The sequence below is a fragment of the Mesorhizobium album genome, assembly GCF_033977205.1.
Taxonomy (GTDB): Bacteria; Pseudomonadota; Alphaproteobacteria; order Rhizobiales; family Rhizobiaceae; genus Mesorhizobium; species Mesorhizobium album.
The window spans coordinates 176,365-190,458 of record NZ_JAVIIW010000002.1; the positions used below are offsets into that span (position 1 = coordinate 176,365).

Below are 14,094 nucleotides of genomic sequence, written 5' to 3' on the forward strand. Positions count from 1 at the left end.
GCGCGAGGGGGACGACGACCGGCGCGGCAGGCGAGCAAGGGATTTTTCAAGCATGGATCTTAGCGATCTCATCAGCGTCTCGGCTATCATGCCGGCGTTGAAGGCGAATTCCAAAAAGCAGCTTCTGCAATTGCTGTCGGAGAGGGCGGCGGCGATCTCCGGGATTCCGGAGCGGGAAGTGTTCGACACCATCCTGCAGCGCGAGCGGCTGGGCTCCACCGGCGTCGGCAACGGCATCGCCATTCCGCACGGCAAGCTTGCCGGCGTGAAGCGGATTGCGGGTGTGTTCGCCCGGCTGGAGACGCCGGTGGACTTCGAGGCGCTCGACGACCAGCCGGTCGATCTGGTGTTTCTGCTGCTTGCGCCCGAAGGCGCCGGCGCCGACCATCTCAAGGCGCTGTCGCGCATCGCGCGGGTGCTGCGCGATGCCGACACGGTGGCTAAAATCAGGGGAACGCGCGACGCGGTGGCAATCCACGCGCTCTTGTCGGATACGCAGGCCTCGCACGCAGCCTGAAGCCTTCAGGGTGAAGCCTGGCCTTTTGGCCAAAACCTGGTTTTTGGGATAAAACCTTTAGGGGCCGCCGAGAGCGGCCCTCTCCAATTCGGGCAATGACCAGGGTCAGTGAATGGCGACCGTGGTCAGATCGTTCTCCAACGCACCCGCCAGCGCCCGGTCACGGGCATCGGAAAGCAGGATCGGCTGGCCGTTGGCGGCAAACAGCGCCCACAGTTCCAGGCCGGGCGCGATCTCGGCGAGGCCAGGGAAGCGGCCGCGCAGATCGTCGCTCGATACTTTCCTCAGGTAAGCGACCGAACCTTCGCCCAAATGGGCGAATTCGCCACTGGTCATGGTCAGAGTTTCGTCAGTTCTGGTCATTTCAAGCCTCCTTGCCGCGAGAACGCCATGTCGGCCGTCCCGCATAGAGCCATCGGCGAAGATCAGTCTTTCACCGATATGTTTATTTTCCGTACCAGCCGCTCGGCCTCAGGCCGATCGAGATCGATCGACAAAAGGCCGTTCTTCAGCTCCGCGCCGATCACCCGCATGCCGTCGGCCAGCACGAAGCAGCGCTGGAACTGGCGCGCGGCGATGCCGCGATGAAGGAATTCGCGCTCGGTATCATCGGTCTGACGGCCGCGCACGATCAGCTGGTTTTCCTCCGTGGTGACATCGAGGTCGCTCTCGGCGAACCCCGCCACGGCGAGCGTGATGCGCAGCCTCTCGGCCTTGCCGTCAGCGGCGCCCAGGCGCTCGATGTTATACGGAGGGTAGCTGTCGCCGGACTTCGCCAAACGCTCCAGCGTCTTTTCCATAGCGTCAAAACCCAGCAGAAGCGGGCTGGAGAAGGGCGTCATTCGGCTCATGTTACACTGTCCTCTCAAGAGCGACATAAACTGGAAAAACCCGGATGGCATTTTTCCCGATTGTCTTGATATGGTCCGCCGCGCGATCAAGTTCAAGCCATCAAAACCCCGCCCAAAAAGACTCCCCACAAAGGAATTGAAATGCCCCAGTCACGAAAGATCATCATCGACACTGACCCCGGCCAGGACGATGCCGTCGCTATATTGCTGGCGCTCGGCAGCTCCGAGCTGGAGGTCGTCGGCATCACCGCCGTTGCCGGCAACGTGCCGCTGAAGCTGACCGAGAAGAACGCCCGCAAGATCTGCGAGCTCGCCGGCCGGCCCGACGTCAAGGTCTTTGCCGGCGCCATCCGCCCGCTGGCGCGAGAGCTCGTCACCGCCGAGGAAGTGCATGGCAAGACCGGCCTCAACGGGCCGCAGCTGCCCGAACCCACAATGCCGCTGCAGCAGCAACACGCGGTCGATTTCATCGTCGAGACGCTGATGCGCGAGGAAGCGGGCACGATCACACTCTGCCCGCTCGGGCCGCTCACCAATATCGCCCTGGCGTTGATCCGCGAGCCGCGGATTGCGCCGCGCATCAAGGAAATCGTGCTCATGGGCGGCGGTTTCTTCGAGGGCGGCAACGTCACGCCCGCCGCCGAATTCAACATCTATGTCGACCCGCAGGCGGCTGACGTGGTGTTCAAGTCGGGCATTCCGATCGTGATGATGCCGCTCGACGTCACCCACAAGGCGCTGACCACGGCCAAGCGCACCAAGGCTTTCCGCGATCTCGGCACCAGGGTCGGCATCGCGACCGCCGAGATGCTGGAGTTCTTCGAGCGTTTCGACGAGGAGAAATACGGCACCGACGGCGGCCCGCTGCACGATCCGTGCGTGATCGCCTATCTCTTGAAGCCGGAGCTGTTCAAGGGCCGCCGCTGCAACGTCAGCGTCGAGACCTCCTCCGAGCTCACCATGGGCATGACGGTGATCGACTGGTGGGGCGTCACCAAGCGGGAGAAGAACGCCATGGTGATGCGCGACATCGACCACGACGCCTTCTTTGCGCTGCTGGTCGAGAGGCTGGGGCGGCTGTAGGGCACCCTTCCTTCCCCCCCCTTGTGGGGGAAGGTGGATCGGCGCGAAGCGCCGAGACGGATGAGGGGTGTTGGACGGAGTGAGACGCTGGTGTTTCCTGGAACACCCCTCATCCGTCGCCTTCGGCGACACCTTCTCCCACAAGGGGAGAAGGGGAGGCGCTTACTTCGCCTTCGAGAACGCCAGCCACAGCCCGCCGCCGACCAGAAAGCTGCCGCTGATCCGGGACATCAGCTTGACGCGGCTGGCAGACAGCAGCCGTCCGGCGCGGCCGGCGGCAAGCGCATAGGTGGAATCCGACATTGCGGCGAAGACCATCGCGGTCAGGCCCATGACAACGATCTGCAGGGTATAATTGCCTTGGGGCGCGATGAACTGCGGGAAGAAGGCGCCGAAGAAGACAAGCGTCTTCGGATTGGAGATCGCCACCAAAAAACCCTGCAGGAAGAAGCCGCCGCGCGGCTTCCTCGCCGAGCCATCGGGGTTCAGCTTGCCTTTCGAGCGGAACATCTGCACGCCCATCCAGATCAGGTAGGCGGCGCCGATCAGTCTCACCCATTCGAACCAGTGGCCCATGCCGGCGATCAGCGTGTTGAGGCCGATGCCGACGATGGCGATCATGATGGCGAGCCCGGCCTGGGTTCCGGCGACATTGGCAAGACCAGCCTTCGAGCCGTGACGCATGCTGTTGGCGATGATCAACGTCACCGTCGGTCCGGGCACAAGGACGATGACGATGCAGGCGACGACATAGGTGGCGTAAAGTTCCAGCGACATGATCTTCCCTCGAACAGGATGGCGCCGACGGGGCGGAGCGCGATCAATGCACGGAGTTGACGCCGGCGCAAGCGCGCCGGCTAGGTGGCCGTCAGGCGGCGCCAGCCGGCCAGGGCAGCATCGTCTCATAGGCGGCGCCGGCCTGGAGCACCGCCAAATCGCCGCGCGGCCGGCCGATCAGCTGCATGCCCATCGGCCGACCCGTCTCATCGAAACCGACAGGCACATTGAGCGCCGGGCAACCGCCCAAGGTGGCGAAGGCGGAGACCTGCATCCAGCGGTGATAGCTGTCCATGGTGCGGCCAGCGACCTCCTTCGGCCAATGGATGGTCACGTCGAACGGAAAGAGCTGCGCCGTCGGCAGGACGATCAGGTCGAAGCGCTCGAACAGCGACAGCAACGTCCGATGCCATGAGGAGCGCCGGACCGAGGCGGCGTGGACCTGCGGCGCGCTGAGGCGCATCGCCTGCTCGACTTCCCAGACCGCTTCCGGCTTCAGCAGCTTGCGTTTTTCCTGATCGTCATAGTGCGCCTTCAGCCCGCAGCCGCTGCTTGCCTGGCGGAGCGTCACGAAGGCCTGCCACAGCGCCTCGAAGTCGACGTCTGGAACCAGCGCCTCGCTGACGAAGGATGCCTCGGCAAAGCGGGCCAGCGCGCTTTCGCAAAGCTCGAGGATCCCGGGTTCCATCGGCAGGCGGCCGCCGAGATCGCCGAGCCAGGCGATGCGGCCGCCTGTGGCTTTCGAGCGCAGGCCTTCGAGGAAGGAGCCCTCTTTGTTGTGCGATAATGGCGCCCTTGGATGATAGCCCGCCTGCTCGTCGAGCAGCAGCGCGATGTCGCGGACGCTCCGGCCCATCGGGCCTTCGACGCCCATCTGCGCATGGAAGACATCGATGTCGGGGCCGGCCGGCACCAGCCCCTGCGAGGGGCGGAAGCCATAAACATTGTTGTACGCAGCCGGATTGCGCAGCGAACCACCGAAATCGCTGCCGTCGGCAACCGGCACCATGTCGAGCGCCAGCGCCACCGCCGCGCCGCCGCTCGAACCGCCGGCGGTGAGCGCCGGATCGAAGGCGTTGAGCGTCGGGCCGAAGACCGGATTGTAGGTGTTGGAGCCCAGTCCGAATTCGGGAACATTGGTCTTGCCGATGATGATGGCTCCGGCCTTGCGGATTCGCTCGACGAAGAAATCGTCTTCTTGCGGGATGAAATCGGCGAAGATCGGCGAGCCGAAGGTCGTCCTCAGGCCCGTGGTCGATGCCAGATCCTTGATCGCGATCGGCAGGCCGAACAGCGATCCGGCCGCGCCGCCGCGAGCCAGATGCGCATCGGCCCTGTCGGCCTCGGCGAGGATATCGTCGCGCTCGCGCAGCGACACGATCGCGTTGACCAGCGGGTTCACCGCTTCGATGCGGTCCAGGAAGGCGCCGACCACCTCGCCCACCGACAGGTGCCGCTGCCGGATGGCTTGGGCAAGATCGATCGCCGACAGGCGGCAGATGTCGCCGGCCGGCGGCACGGCATGCTTGGTTACGGGACGCATCGCCGTCACCGCGCGGCCAAGGCCGCGTCGACGTCCCTTGCCAGCGGGATCGCCGGCTGGGCGCCCGGCTTCAGGCAGGCGAGCGAGCCGGCCGCAGCGGCGCGGACAAGCGCCTGTTCGAGCGACAGGCCCGACGACAGGCCGGCGCCGAAATAGCCGCAAAAGGTGTCGCCGGCGCCGACCGTGTCGACCGGGGTGATCTTCAGTGCCGGGACGGTGAGGAACTGGTCGGGAGCGGCGGCCAGCACGCCGTCGCCGCCGAGGGTGACGACAATGGTCCTGCCGGTCTTTTGGGCATAGTCGCGCATCCGAGCCTGCCGGTCGCGCCCGGAGAGCGCAAGCGCCTCGCCATAGAGGTCGAACTCGGTTTCGTTGGCGACGGCGTAGTCGGCCTTGCCGAGAAAGCCTGCGGCCTCGGCTCGGAAAGGCGCGGTGTTGAGCACGCTCACGGTGCCCGCCGAGCGTGCTGCATCGAGTGCTGCTTCCACCGTCTGCAGGGGGATTTCATGCTGCAGAAGTACGACGTCGCCCTTTTTCAGATGGGCTTTGGCAATGTCGCCCGGCAGTACCGAATCATTGGCGCCCGGCACCACCGCGATCACGTTCTCACCGTCGGCGCCGACCAGGATCAGCGCCGTGCCTGTGGAGGCGAAGCTCTCGCCGACGCCGGAAAGATCGACATTGCCGGCTTTCAGCAGCGCCAGCGCCTCCCCTGCAAAACTATCCTTGCCGACGGCGCCCACCATGCGCACCTCAGCGCCGGCGCGGGCGGCGGCCAGCGCCTGGTTGGCGCCCTTGCCGCCGGGAGCGGTAGCGAAGCCGGAGCCGCGGACCGTCTCGCCAGGTTCCGGCAAGCGGTCGACATTGGCGATGAGGTCAAGGTTGATCGAACCGACAATGATGATCAAGAAGCGCCTCCTGCCGGAGGAGGTCGGCCTTCGATCGAAGGCCGACCCGCTCCAAGTATATGCTTTTACACAATTGATTGCGCGGGAGGCTAGCGGCAAAGACCGCCGGTTGCCAGATCATGCCGGCCGTGCGCGAGGCCTGGCCCACAGGATCATTCGCAGCGCACCGTGACCGTGCCCTGATAGTTGCCCGCCGGGAAGATGCCGGGCGATTTCGTTGCCGTAAGATCGACCTCGATGGAGTGGGTTCCGTTGATCACCCGTTCCGGCGAACTGCCGGGAATGTCGACCGCCGAACCGTCTAGGCGGAAGAGGGTGTCGAAAGTGACGTTGGTGTCGCCGCCGCTCGGCGCCGAGGTGAAGGCGAGCGGGGCAGGCGCCGAGACGGAATAGCAGTCGATCAGGTTGAACAAGGTGCAGAGCACCGAGTTCGCGGTGATGGTGGCGGTTGCGCTCGATCCGCCCGCCTGTTTGGAGCCGAATATGTTGATCGCCGGGTTCGCCTTCATCGTTCCCGAGGCGCCGATCACGATCGTGCAGGTGCCGACGATCGCGGCCTGAGTGGGCACACAGCAAGCCGCCAGCACAGCTGCGCCAAGCAGGGCGCGGCTACTTCTTCCGCTTTTTCGTCTCATTGCCTTTCGTGCCTCTGATGGTCCAGCCCTCGTTGGCCCATCCGGCTGATGTTGCCTGGGGAGCTGCTGCGGCCGCGGCAGCCGTGTTCGTCGTGCTCGCTGTCTGGCCATCCGAGGCCAGTCCCATCTTCAAAAGCCGCAACTCCATCTGCAGTCGTTCGACCTCGAGCTCGTAGAGGCGGCTGCAATCGAGGCGCTTCGGCGTCCGTCCGATATCGGGATCACCACGCGGCCGTAGGTGGCGATGTCGCTGTTCGACTGGCTGCTGGTGTTGTCGCCCCGGATGACACCGAGGTCGAGATAGGCGCCGCTGCCGGAAACGGCTGAGCGGCAGGTCGTGCCGTCGCTGGCATGGACCTCGTCCTGCCCCTGGGGCAGGCTGACGCCGGGCAAGCTGAAGCCCGTCTGGTTCTGATTCAGATTCAGGATGTCCTCGGCAAGCCCCTGACTCACGACCGCCAAGGCGGTCAGCAGCGAAAGGGTCAGGACCTGCGATGCCCGAAGAACTTTCCACATATCTGTGCCCTTATCTGCGTCTGCTCCCCTGGAAAGGGAATACTCTCGGTACAGATACGCACTTTACGGTCGGTCGCGCCGTCGAACGGAACGATCACGAGAACGGGACGCGACGCCTGTCCGGCCAGAAGGAAGGCGCTTGGCGAGATCTCGGCATTGATCGGCTGGAAGTCCTGGTCGTAGACGTGGACCTCGACACGGATGCGCTGGTCGTAAGGGTTGCCTGGGAAGACCCGCACGGCGAAGGCATCGGTGAAGGATCTCACCTCGCCGCGCATGGGCGTCATCGACTGGGCCGTCGCGGTTAAGGGAGCAAGGGTTGCGGCCAGCGCCGCCATGAAGATCCGAACCTTTGTCAACGACCGCTCCATTGGCGAGAGGGGTTATTCGCAGCGCACGGTCACCGTTGCCTGGTAACCGCCGGCCGAGAAGCGGTTGGTGCCGCTCTTGGTGCCGGTAAGATTGATCGCGGCTGTCGACGTGCCGGGCACGGTGAGCGCCGTCGCCGTGCCGGTCTCGGCAATCGTCTGCGCGCCGGTGGTGGCAAAGGTCGGCGTCCAGGTGGTGGCGGTGGTGTCGCTCGCCGGCACGGTTGTGGCGGTCACCGGGTCGACGCTCAGCGAAACGCCGCCCGTGGTGTCGACCTGGACACTGCCGGCGGAGCCGCCCGCATTGTGGGAACTCAGCGATTGCAGGTTGCTGCTGACGGTCATGGTGCCGTTGGCGTTGACCGTCAGCGTGCAAGTGGCGGTGATGGTGCCGTTGAAGAGGACATTTCCGGTGGCGGCCGATGCCGTCTGGCCGGCGCCGGCGGCCAGCAGGCTTGCGACCATCTCATCATGGTTAATTTAGCGTTAACTGAAATGGCGTTAGCAAGCAGCCTGCAATACAAATTGAGTAACCAGAGGTTGTTTTCGGTTGTATTGTCCGTATATGCTGGCGAATTTCTTTCGATTACACTTGCAGATATTACGATCGGCGGTTTTTCGCAACAGTGTGCGGAAAAATCGAGGTTTTCAGGAAGCCACCTGTCCTGCTTCCCAGCCGAGGATGGCGCGTTTGCGCGTCAGACCCCAGTGATAGCCGGTGAGCGCGCCGGACTTGCCCAGCGCCCGGTGGCAGGGAACGACGAAGGACATCGGATTGGCGCCGACAGCCGCGCCGACGGCCCGGCTTGCGGCTGGCGCACCGATGCTGGCGGCGATCGAGGAATAGGTGCAAGCCTTGCCCATTGGGATGCGCAGCAGCGCCTCCCAGACGCGCACCTGGAAATCGGTGCCGATCATGACCACGCGCAGCGGCTGGTCGGCCCGCCACAGCGTCGGGTCGAAGATGCGCGCCGCATAAGGCCGGGTGGCCGACATGTCCTCGACATAGGAAGCGTTCGGCCAGCGGCCGGACATGTCGGCGAAGGCAGCCCGCTCGCCGCCGGCGTCGCAGAAGGCGAGGCCGGCCAGTCCGCGGTCGGTGACCATGATAAGCGCGATGCCGAAGGGCGAGATGTGGTAGCCGTAGCGGATGGTGAGGCCGGCGCCGCGGGTCTTGTAGTCGCCGGGCGACATCGCCTCATGGGTGACGAACAGGTCATGCAGCCGTCCAGGTCCCGACATGCCGAGCTCGAACGAGGTTTCCAAAAGCGGCATGCCTGAATCGAGCAGCCTGCGCGCGTGATCGAGCGTCACCGCCTGCAGGAAGGCCTTGGGCGACAGGCCGGCCCAGCGCGTGAACAGTTTCTGCAGGCCGGTCGGCGTCTCGCCGACCGCCTCGGCCAGAACCTCGAGCGAGGGCTGGTCGCGATAGTCGAGGCTGATCTTCTCGATGGCGCGGCGCACGATTTCGTAGTCGCTGCCTTCGGGCGTGATGTCGTTCTGCAGGATCGCTGACGGTTTCATCTGCGTATTCATGGTCATCTGAGCGTTCATGGCAATATCTCCATGGCAATATCTCCTTGACCGCGAATATCGTTCTTCCTGCGCTTGGCCACCACCCGAAACTTGCCTTCATCCGCCCTATCCAGACAGGGTCGGCTCCGAACCGAAGGGGACAATCATGGCCGGCGAAAAGGCAAGTCTGACCGGGGCGAGGGAGGCCCTCAGCGCGCCTTGGCGGTCGCCAGAGCGCGCGAAAAGGCCGTCGCAAAACTTTCGCGGTCGTCCGGGTTGAGGAAGCTGCCGATCGAGACGCTCCTGCCTTGCGCTTCGACGGCCATTTTGGTGATGCCGATCTCGGCATGACGGGCGATCGAAAAGCGCGCCCAGAACGGGTTGAAGCGATGGTCCTCGAAACGGCCGGAAGGCGCTGTCTTGCGGATGTCGAGGCTGGTGCGCGAAACCGATATCTCCTCGCGGGCGCGGGCGGCGCGATAGTTGACGCGAAAGGCGATGTAGACGGCGAGCACATCCAGCCCGCAGAAGCCGAAAACCGGCCAGGCGCCGTGCGCCAGGAAGATCACCCCAGTGACCGCCCAGCCGAACAGCAGCGCGCCCATCAATATCAGAAAACCGGTGCGGCCGAGCGAACGATGGGGCGTCAGCAACGCCTGGAAGAATGGCTCGTCGGCATCGAACGAGGCGTTTGTGTCGCTCATAGGGTCATATTATAGGAGGGGAATGGCGCCCCCCAAGTCCAAAAATTCCCAATCCGACAAAAAGCCATCAGCGTCCGCCTCGGGCGGCGGCGCGACGGCAAGGGCGCCTTCCCGGAAAGGTGGCCCGCGCTCGCTCTACACACCCGGCGAGGTGCACGAGATCTTCCGGCGCTTTTCCGTGCAGCGGCCCGAGCCGAAGGGCGAACTCGACTATATCAACCCTTTCACGTTGTTGATCGCGGTGGTGCTGTCGGCACAGGCGACCGATGCCGGCGTCAACAAGGCGACCAAGGCGCTGTTTCCGGTGGCCGACACGCCGCAGAAGATGCTGGCGCTCGGCGAGGCCAAGGTCGGCGACTACATCCGCACCATTGGGCTCTGGCGCAACAAGGCCAAGAACGTGATTGCGCTCTCGAAGGCGCTGATCGACGAGCATGGTGGCAAGGTGCCGGAGGATCGCGACGAACTGGTCAAGCTGCCCGGTGTCGGGCGCAAGACCGCCAATGTCGTGCTCAACGTCGCCTTCGGCCAGCACACGATGGCGGTCGACACGCATATCTTCCGCATCGGCAACCGGATCGGGCTGGCGCCGGGCAAGACGCCGGAACAGGTAGAGCAAGGGCTCTTGAAGGTCATCCCGGCCGACTATATACGCCACGCGCATCACTGGCTGATCCTGCATGGGCGCTATGTCTGCAAGGCACGCAAGCCCGACTGCCCGGCCTGCGTGATTGCCGACATCTGCAAGTCCAAGGAAAAGACCACCGACGTGCCGGCGCCGCTAGTGCCGATCGCGCCCTTGAAGGAGGCTTTTCCCGCGGAGATTTAGAGTCTTTGCTGCAATTCCGGACGGCTTTCCGGGAATGGCTCAGTAACCGTAGCCACGCGCCATCGCTGCGGCAAAGACCGGAATAAGCAGGAAGATGAAGCCCTCGGCGCGGACGTAGTTCTTCACCGAGGCACGTTCGGCTGCCGGCACCGCAAAGGACGGGTTGCCGCTGGCCTGCCTGTTCCAGGAGATGAAGCGCACAGTGGGGACGATCGACAGCAGGCCGACAATGATGAAGGCCGCCATCTTTGCCCAGAACACCCAGTTGTAGACATAGAATTCCCAGCCTTTCAGCCCGAAGACCACCCGGCAGATGCCGACGATGACGATCAGTGTGGCGATGATGCCGTAATGGCGGTCAACGCCGGCAAGGCGCTTGAGCGTCGCCGCGCCCAAGTCGCCGCGCACCAGCACGAATTCGGCGCCGATGATGCCGGCCAGCGAGAACACCAAAAGATGATGGGCAATCGCCAGCAGAAGGTCGGTAGTGTCCATGTTTCTTCCTTCGATCGAAGAGCGCGAGTGTTGAATCCGTTTTCAGCGGTTGCAGAGTAGCATCGCGAGGCAAAAATCCCATATGCGCAAGCTAACCATAGGCGTCGTTGACGCCACCTGCCGACAGTCTATTGCTTGGAACCATGAGCCGACTGAAGCGCGCCCTCAATCCGATGCCTGAAGACGTTCGAGCCGTACTCGCGGAGCTGGGACTGATGGCCGCCTGGCGCGCGGCGGCGTCTACATGAACATGGCCAGGCACGGCTGAAAGTCGCCTCTCCAGCGTCTGCGTGCCTGTCATCTTGCTTGCCTCTGGAAGATGGCTCCGGTCATCCTGGCCCTTGTTCTAACATGCTGGTTTGCTAAGCGCTTCCGCCTCAACAGGGGTGAGTACCATGAAGATTGAAGCCGGCGTGCCGATCCTGGAGACGGCGCGGACCATCCTGCGGCCGCACCGGCTCGATGATTTCGAGGCCTATGTCGCCATGTGGGCCGATCCGGGGGTCACCCGCTTCATCGGCGGCAAGCCGCGCACCCGCGAGGAAAGCTGGTTGCGCTTCCTGCGTCATGCCGGGCTCTGGTCGCTGCTCGGCTACGGTTTCTGGGCGATCGAGGACAAGGCAACAGGCCGCTTCATCGGCGAGGCCGGCTTCCATGATCTCAAGCGCGACATCGAGCCCTCGATCGAAGGCGTGCCGGAAGCGGGCTGGGCGCTGGCTTCGGTCGCGCACGGCCAGGGGCTTGCCAGCGAGGTCGTCGGGCGGATCGTCGCCTGGGGCGACGCGGTGTTCGGGCGGGCCAGGACCGTCTGCATCATCGATCCCGAAAACGGCGCGTCGCTCAAGGTGGCGGAAAAGAACGGATATCGCGAAATCCTGCGGACCACCTATCACGACAAGCCGACGATCCTGTTGGAGCGGCCCGCCGGAGGCAATCTCGGCTGATCAGCGCTTGGCCTTCAACCTGTTCAGGGCCACGGCAGCGCGGACGAGAGCCTTGAACGCTTCCTCGTCGATCTCCTCGCCCTCGCCAAAGTCGATGGCGCGCCTTGTGTTGCCCTCGAGACTGGAGTTGAAGAGGCCCGCGGGATCCGGCAGCGCCGCCCCCTTGGCGAAGGTCAGCTTGACGACTGCCTTGTAGGTCTCGCCGGTGCAGATCATTCCGGCGTCCTCCCAGACCGGCACGCCGCGCCATTTCCACTCTTCGGCGACTTCGGGATCGACCTCCTTGATCAGGGCGCGCAGGCGGCTGAGCATCTCGCCGCGCCAATCGCCCAATTCCTCGATGCGTCCATCGATCAGCTCGGAAGGAGACTTGCCTGCCTGTGAGCCGGTTTTTTCCATGTCTGTTCTCCCCGAAGGCCGGATGGAAGCCGCCCCTGCAAATCTTCTAGCCGGGACCACGGACCGCCGCCAGCGCTTACATTCGCTCGCCCGGCAGCCGGCTCGCCTGTTTCACCCAAGAGACGAATTGCGCTTCGTCCAGCGGGTCGCCTTCGTGGATATTGAGGTAGCGCGTGTCCTTGCTCTTGGATTCGCCGGGCGGCACGGGCTCGAGCGACTTGCCGCGAAAGAAGGCCACCTTGATGTATTTGGTGAAACAGTGGATGCCGAGAAACCAGCCTTCGCCTTCCATCCCGTAAAACGGCGAATTCCATTTGACGGCCTTCTGCACGTCAGGAACGGCCTGCATGATGAGCTGGTCGAGCCGGCGGCCGACGTCGCTCTTCCAGCCCGGCATCGCCGCGATATAGGCCTGCACGGAAGCGTTGCCATAGCCCTTCGCGATCTGCGGGTTGCCGCCAGAAAGCAGGACGGGCTTCGCGTCCGAGGGCTTGGCGGCAACCTTCGGCGATTTCGCCTTCGCCATCAGGCCGATCCTATGCGCTCGCGCGCTGGCTCACCGCGCCATCTGACGGCATAGGGCAGCACGAACATGTAGAGGCCGCTGAATAGCAGTAGGAAGAGCGGCGGGAGCGGCGAATAGACCACCCAGGCGGGCGGCTCGCCCAATGCCATGGCAACGAAATTGGCGATTACGGTCGCGGTGAAGATGATCGAAAGCCAGCGATGAATTTGGCGAATCCACTTGCTCCAGTCCAATGTTGCCTCCATGGAAATGAATCTGAACGGATTGGGCTGCTCACCAGCGCGCCAGCTGCGTGATCTGGATGAGATTGCCGCAGGTGTCGTTGAGCTGCGCGATGGTCGAGCCGGTAACCTCGGTCGGCGCCATGGCGAAGCTGCCGCCATTCGCCGTGATGCGCTCGTGGTCCCCTTTGATGTCGTCGGTGAACACCATCAGCGCCGGTTGGCCCTGCTTGAATATCGCCTGCTGGTAGGTCTTCGCCGCCGGATTGTCGTTCAGCGCCAGCTGCAGCTCGGTGCCGTCCGGGTCTTCGGGCGAGGCGACCGTTAGCCAGCGAAACGGGCCGTTGGTGAAATCGGCTTTCTTGGTGAAGCCGAGAACGCCGGTGTAGAAACCAAGCGCCTTCTCTTGGTCGTCGACATAGACGCTGGTCAGCTTGATCTTCATTGCATTTCTCCATCGCTTACGCCTGCAGGTTGCCACCCGCCAAAAATGTCTGCTTTCTGAATCCTTCCGACGGGTTCTCAGTCGATCCGCGCCAGGACCTCTTCCAGGGCCGTAAGGAACCTCTGCCAGCCGACGGTGGCGCCCCGGTAGTAGGATTGCTGATCCGCGCGGAAGCCTGTCTGCTCCATGCGCAGATGGGTGCCGGTGCTCGTCGGAGTGAGCGTCCAGGTTACCACGCTTTCCAGATCCTTGGTGTCCCAGGTGTAGGAGAGCGTTTTGTTGGGCTCGACCGTCTGGACCTGGCACTGGACGCCGCCCCAGTCCGCGCTGAGATTGAAACGGTGGTCCACGACCGGCTTGAAGTTGTTCTTCATCAGCCACTCCTCGATGAGATGCGGTTGGGTCAGCGCGCGCCAGATCTTTTCCGGCGGGTAAGAAATCTCGCGCTCCACGACGACGGAGCGCGTTTCGGCCGGCATATCGTTCATTGATCCATCCTCTTCAGCAGATCCTCGAGATCGTCGAAGCGGCTCTCCCAGAAGCCTGCCATCTCGCGTGTCCAGTCCATCAGCGGCGCCAGGGCGGCAAGCTGCGCGCTGTAGTGGGTCTGCCGGCCCTCGTGGCGGTCGCGCACCAGCCCGGCTTCCTTGAGCACGCCCAGGTGCTTCGACACCGCCGGCTGCGAGACACCGGCCTGCGCCGTCAGCGCGCCCACCGTCTGCTCGCCCTGGCGGCATAGACGCTCGAAAATGGCACGCCTTGTCGGATCGGCAAGCGTCCGGAAGAGCATATCATGCGCATTCGGCATCTGGATCGAT

General features: G+C 63.9%; 21 protein-coding genes and 1 pseudogene. 4 read left to right on the forward strand and 18 right to left on the reverse strand.

The window, feature by feature from the left end; genetic code table 11:
• Positions 1-52 precede the first annotated feature (52 nt).
• A complete protein-coding gene (gene ptsN / locus RFN28_RS02580) occupies positions 53-517 on the forward strand; it encodes a PTS IIA-like nitrogen regulatory protein PtsN (protein ID WP_027165361.1) in 465 nt (154 codons plus the stop codon).
• Positions 518-622: 105 nt separating this feature from the next.
• Here the strand turns inward: ptsN and RFN28_RS02585 are convergent, their stop codons facing one another.
• Both RFN28_RS02585 and RFN28_RS02590 read right to left on the reverse strand, forming a co-directional pair.
• A complete protein-coding gene (locus RFN28_RS02585; RefSeq protein WP_040973937.1) occupies positions 623-880 on the reverse strand; it encodes a BQ00720 family protein in 258 nt (85 codons plus the stop codon).
• Between the two features lie 62 nt (positions 881-942).
• Positions 943-1,368, reverse strand: coding sequence for an Hsp20 family protein (locus RFN28_RS02590; protein ID WP_040973938.1), 426 nt, complete (start codon positions 1,366-1,368; stop codon positions 943-945).
• 141 nt (positions 1,369-1,509) lie between these two features.
• Between RFN28_RS02590 and RFN28_RS02595 the strand changes: the two genes are divergently transcribed.
• On the forward strand, positions 1,510-2,451 hold the full coding sequence (locus tag RFN28_RS02595) for a nucleoside hydrolase (protein WP_320285805.1): 942 nt from the start codon (positions 1,510-1,512) through the stop codon (positions 2,449-2,451).
• A gap of 162 nt (positions 2,452-2,613) precedes the next feature.
• Here RFN28_RS02595 and RFN28_RS02600 read toward each other — a convergent pair whose 3' ends face one another.
• From RFN28_RS02600 to RFN28_RS02640, 9 genes and pseudogenes are all read right to left on the reverse strand, one after another.
• Positions 2,614-3,228, reverse strand: a complete 615-nt coding sequence (locus RFN28_RS02600) for a LysE family translocator (RefSeq protein ID WP_320285806.1) — start codon at positions 3,226-3,228, stop codon at positions 2,614-2,616.
• Between the two features lie 91 nt (positions 3,229-3,319).
• Entirely contained in the window at positions 3,320-4,771 is a 1,452-nt protein-coding gene (locus RFN28_RS02605) for an amidase (protein WP_320285807.1), read from the reverse strand.
• A gap of 5 nt (positions 4,772-4,776) precedes the next feature.
• On the reverse strand, positions 4,777-5,679 hold the full coding sequence (locus RFN28_RS02610) for a ribokinase (protein ID WP_320285808.1): 903 nt from the start codon (positions 5,677-5,679) through the stop codon (positions 4,777-4,779).
• 152 nt (positions 5,680-5,831) lie between these two features.
• A complete protein-coding gene (locus RFN28_RS02615) occupies positions 5,832-6,314 on the reverse strand; it encodes a hypothetical protein (RefSeq protein WP_320285809.1) in 483 nt (160 codons plus the stop codon).
• Positions 6,289-6,830: pseudogene (locus RFN28_RS02620) on the reverse strand (hypothetical protein). The gene RFN28_RS02615 and the pseudogene RFN28_RS02620 overlap by 26 nt, the downstream one beginning before the upstream one ends.
• Positions 6,797-7,168: a hypothetical protein gene (locus RFN28_RS02625; RefSeq protein WP_320285920.1), complete on the reverse strand. Its 372-nt coding sequence runs from the start codon at positions 7,166-7,168 to the stop codon at positions 6,797-6,799. Before RFN28_RS02625 ends, RFN28_RS02620 begins: the two are co-directional and overlap by 34 nt.
• 45 nt (positions 7,169-7,213) lie before the next feature.
• Entirely contained in the window at positions 7,214-7,663 is a 450-nt protein-coding gene (locus RFN28_RS02630; protein ID WP_320285810.1) for a hypothetical protein, read from the reverse strand.
• A gap of 183 nt (positions 7,664-7,846) precedes the next feature.
• Positions 7,847-8,752 (reverse strand): methylated-DNA--[protein]-cysteine S-methyltransferase, encoded by a 906-nt coding sequence (locus tag RFN28_RS02635; RefSeq protein ID WP_320285811.1) that lies wholly within the window; start codon positions 8,750-8,752, stop codon positions 7,847-7,849.
• A gap of 170 nt (positions 8,753-8,922) precedes the next feature.
• A complete protein-coding gene (locus RFN28_RS02640; protein ID WP_320285812.1) occupies positions 8,923-9,417 on the reverse strand; it encodes a DUF2244 domain-containing protein in 495 nt (164 codons plus the stop codon).
• Between the two features lie 22 nt (positions 9,418-9,439).
• On the opposite strand from RFN28_RS02640, the gene nth reads away from it, so the two are divergent.
• Positions 9,440-10,246, forward strand: a complete 807-nt coding sequence (nth, locus tag RFN28_RS02645) for an endonuclease III (protein WP_320285813.1) — start codon at positions 9,440-9,442, stop codon at positions 10,244-10,246.
• A 39-nt stretch (positions 10,247-10,285) separates the two neighbouring features.
• On the opposite strand, the gene RFN28_RS02650 is transcribed toward nth, so the two are convergent.
• The gene (locus RFN28_RS02650; RefSeq protein ID WP_320285814.1) at positions 10,286-10,741 is read right to left on the reverse strand and encodes a DUF2214 family protein; all 456 of its coding nucleotides are present in this window, start codon (positions 10,739-10,741) and stop codon (positions 10,286-10,288) included.
• Between the two features lie 395 nt (positions 10,742-11,136).
• On the opposite strand from RFN28_RS02650, the gene RFN28_RS02655 reads away from it, so the two are divergent.
• Positions 11,137-11,685: a GNAT family N-acetyltransferase gene (locus RFN28_RS02655; RefSeq protein ID WP_320285815.1), complete on the forward strand. Its 549-nt coding sequence runs from the start codon at positions 11,137-11,139 to the stop codon at positions 11,683-11,685.
• On the opposite strand, the gene RFN28_RS02660 is transcribed toward RFN28_RS02655, so the two are convergent.
• From RFN28_RS02660 to RFN28_RS02685, 6 genes are all read right to left on the reverse strand, one after another.
• Positions 11,686-12,084 carry a DUF1801 domain-containing protein gene (locus tag RFN28_RS02660; RefSeq protein ID WP_320285816.1) on the reverse strand — a complete coding sequence of 133 codons (399 nt, stop codon included), beginning with the start codon at positions 12,082-12,084 and terminating at the stop codon, positions 11,686-11,688.
• A 76-nt stretch (positions 12,085-12,160) separates the two neighbouring features.
• Positions 12,161-12,610, reverse strand: a complete 450-nt coding sequence (locus RFN28_RS02665) for a DUF1801 domain-containing protein (protein WP_320285817.1) — start codon at positions 12,608-12,610, stop codon at positions 12,161-12,163.
• Positions 12,610-12,843, reverse strand: coding sequence for a hypothetical protein (locus RFN28_RS02670; RefSeq protein WP_320285818.1), 234 nt, complete (start codon positions 12,841-12,843; stop codon positions 12,610-12,612). Before RFN28_RS02670 ends, RFN28_RS02665 begins: the two co-directional genes overlap by 1 nt.
• A gap of 40 nt (positions 12,844-12,883) precedes the next feature.
• Entirely contained in the window at positions 12,884-13,276 is a 393-nt protein-coding gene (locus RFN28_RS02675; RefSeq protein ID WP_320285819.1) for a VOC family protein, read from the reverse strand.
• 77 nt (positions 13,277-13,353) lie between these two features.
• Positions 13,354-13,764 carry an SRPBCC family protein gene (locus RFN28_RS02680; protein ID WP_320285820.1) on the reverse strand — a complete coding sequence of 137 codons (411 nt, stop codon included), beginning with the start codon at positions 13,762-13,764 and terminating at the stop codon, positions 13,354-13,356.
• A complete protein-coding gene (locus tag RFN28_RS02685) occupies positions 13,761-14,084 on the reverse strand; it encodes an ArsR/SmtB family transcription factor (protein WP_320285821.1) in 324 nt (107 codons plus the stop codon). The genes RFN28_RS02680 and RFN28_RS02685 overlap by 4 nt, the downstream gene beginning before the upstream one ends.
• Between the last annotated feature and the right edge of the window lie 10 nt (positions 14,085-14,094).

Coding starts and splice junctions, on each gene's coding strand:
- RFN28_RS02630 (WP_320285810.1), bottom strand. CDS start 7,663: ATGGTCGCAAGCCTGCTGGCCGCCGGCGCCGGCCAGACGGCATCGGCC.
- RFN28_RS02650 (WP_320285814.1), bottom strand. CDS start 10,741: ATGGACACTACCGACCTTCTGCTGGCGATTGCCCATCATCTTTTGGTG.
- RFN28_RS02685 (WP_320285821.1), bottom strand. CDS start 14,084: ATGCCGAATGCGCATGATATGCTCTTCCGGACGCTTGCCGATCCGACA.
- RFN28_RS02595 (WP_320285805.1), top strand. CDS start 1,510: ATGCCCCAGTCACGAAAGATCATCATCGACACTGACCCCGGCCAGGAC.
- RFN28_RS02635 (WP_320285811.1), bottom strand. CDS start 8,752: ATGAACGCTCAGATGACCATGAATACGCAGATGAAACCGTCAGCGATC.
- RFN28_RS02605 (WP_320285807.1), bottom strand. CDS start 4,771: ATGCGTCCCGTAACCAAGCATGCCGTGCCGCCGGCCGGCGACATCTGC.
- RFN28_RS02665 (WP_320285817.1), bottom strand. CDS start 12,610: ATGGCGAAGGCGAAATCGCCGAAGGTTGCCGCCAAGCCCTCGGACGCG.
- RFN28_RS02655 (WP_320285815.1), top strand. CDS start 11,137: ATGAAGATTGAAGCCGGCGTGCCGATCCTGGAGACGGCGCGGACCATC.
- RFN28_RS02625 (WP_320285920.1), bottom strand. CDS start 7,168: ATGGCGGCGCTGGCCGCAACCCTTGCTCCCTTAACCGCGACGGCCCAG.
- RFN28_RS02615 (WP_320285809.1), bottom strand. CDS start 6,314: ATGAGACGAAAAAGCGGAAGAAGTAGCCGCGCCCTGCTTGGCGCAGCT.
- nth (WP_320285813.1), top strand. CDS start 9,440: ATGGCGCCCCCCAAGTCCAAAAATTCCCAATCCGACAAAAAGCCATCA.
- RFN28_RS02660 (WP_320285816.1), bottom strand. CDS start 12,084: ATGGAAAAAACCGGCTCACAGGCAGGCAAGTCTCCTTCCGAGCTGATC.
- RFN28_RS02640 (WP_320285812.1), bottom strand. CDS start 9,417: ATGAGCGACACAAACGCCTCGTTCGATGCCGACGAGCCATTCTTCCAG.
- RFN28_RS02590 (WP_040973938.1), bottom strand. CDS start 1,368: ATGAGCCGAATGACGCCCTTCTCCAGCCCGCTTCTGCTGGGTTTTGAC.
- ptsN (WP_027165361.1), top strand. CDS start 53: ATGGATCTTAGCGATCTCATCAGCGTCTCGGCTATCATGCCGGCGTTG.
- RFN28_RS02600 (WP_320285806.1), bottom strand. CDS start 3,228: ATGTCGCTGGAACTTTACGCCACCTATGTCGTCGCCTGCATCGTCATC.
- RFN28_RS02675 (WP_320285819.1), bottom strand. CDS start 13,276: ATGAAGATCAAGCTGACCAGCGTCTATGTCGACGACCAAGAGAAGGCG.
- RFN28_RS02585 (WP_040973937.1), bottom strand. CDS start 880: ATGACCAGAACTGACGAAACTCTGACCATGACCAGTGGCGAATTCGCC.
- RFN28_RS02680 (WP_320285820.1), bottom strand. CDS start 13,764: ATGAACGATATGCCGGCCGAAACGCGCTCCGTCGTCGTGGAGCGCGAG.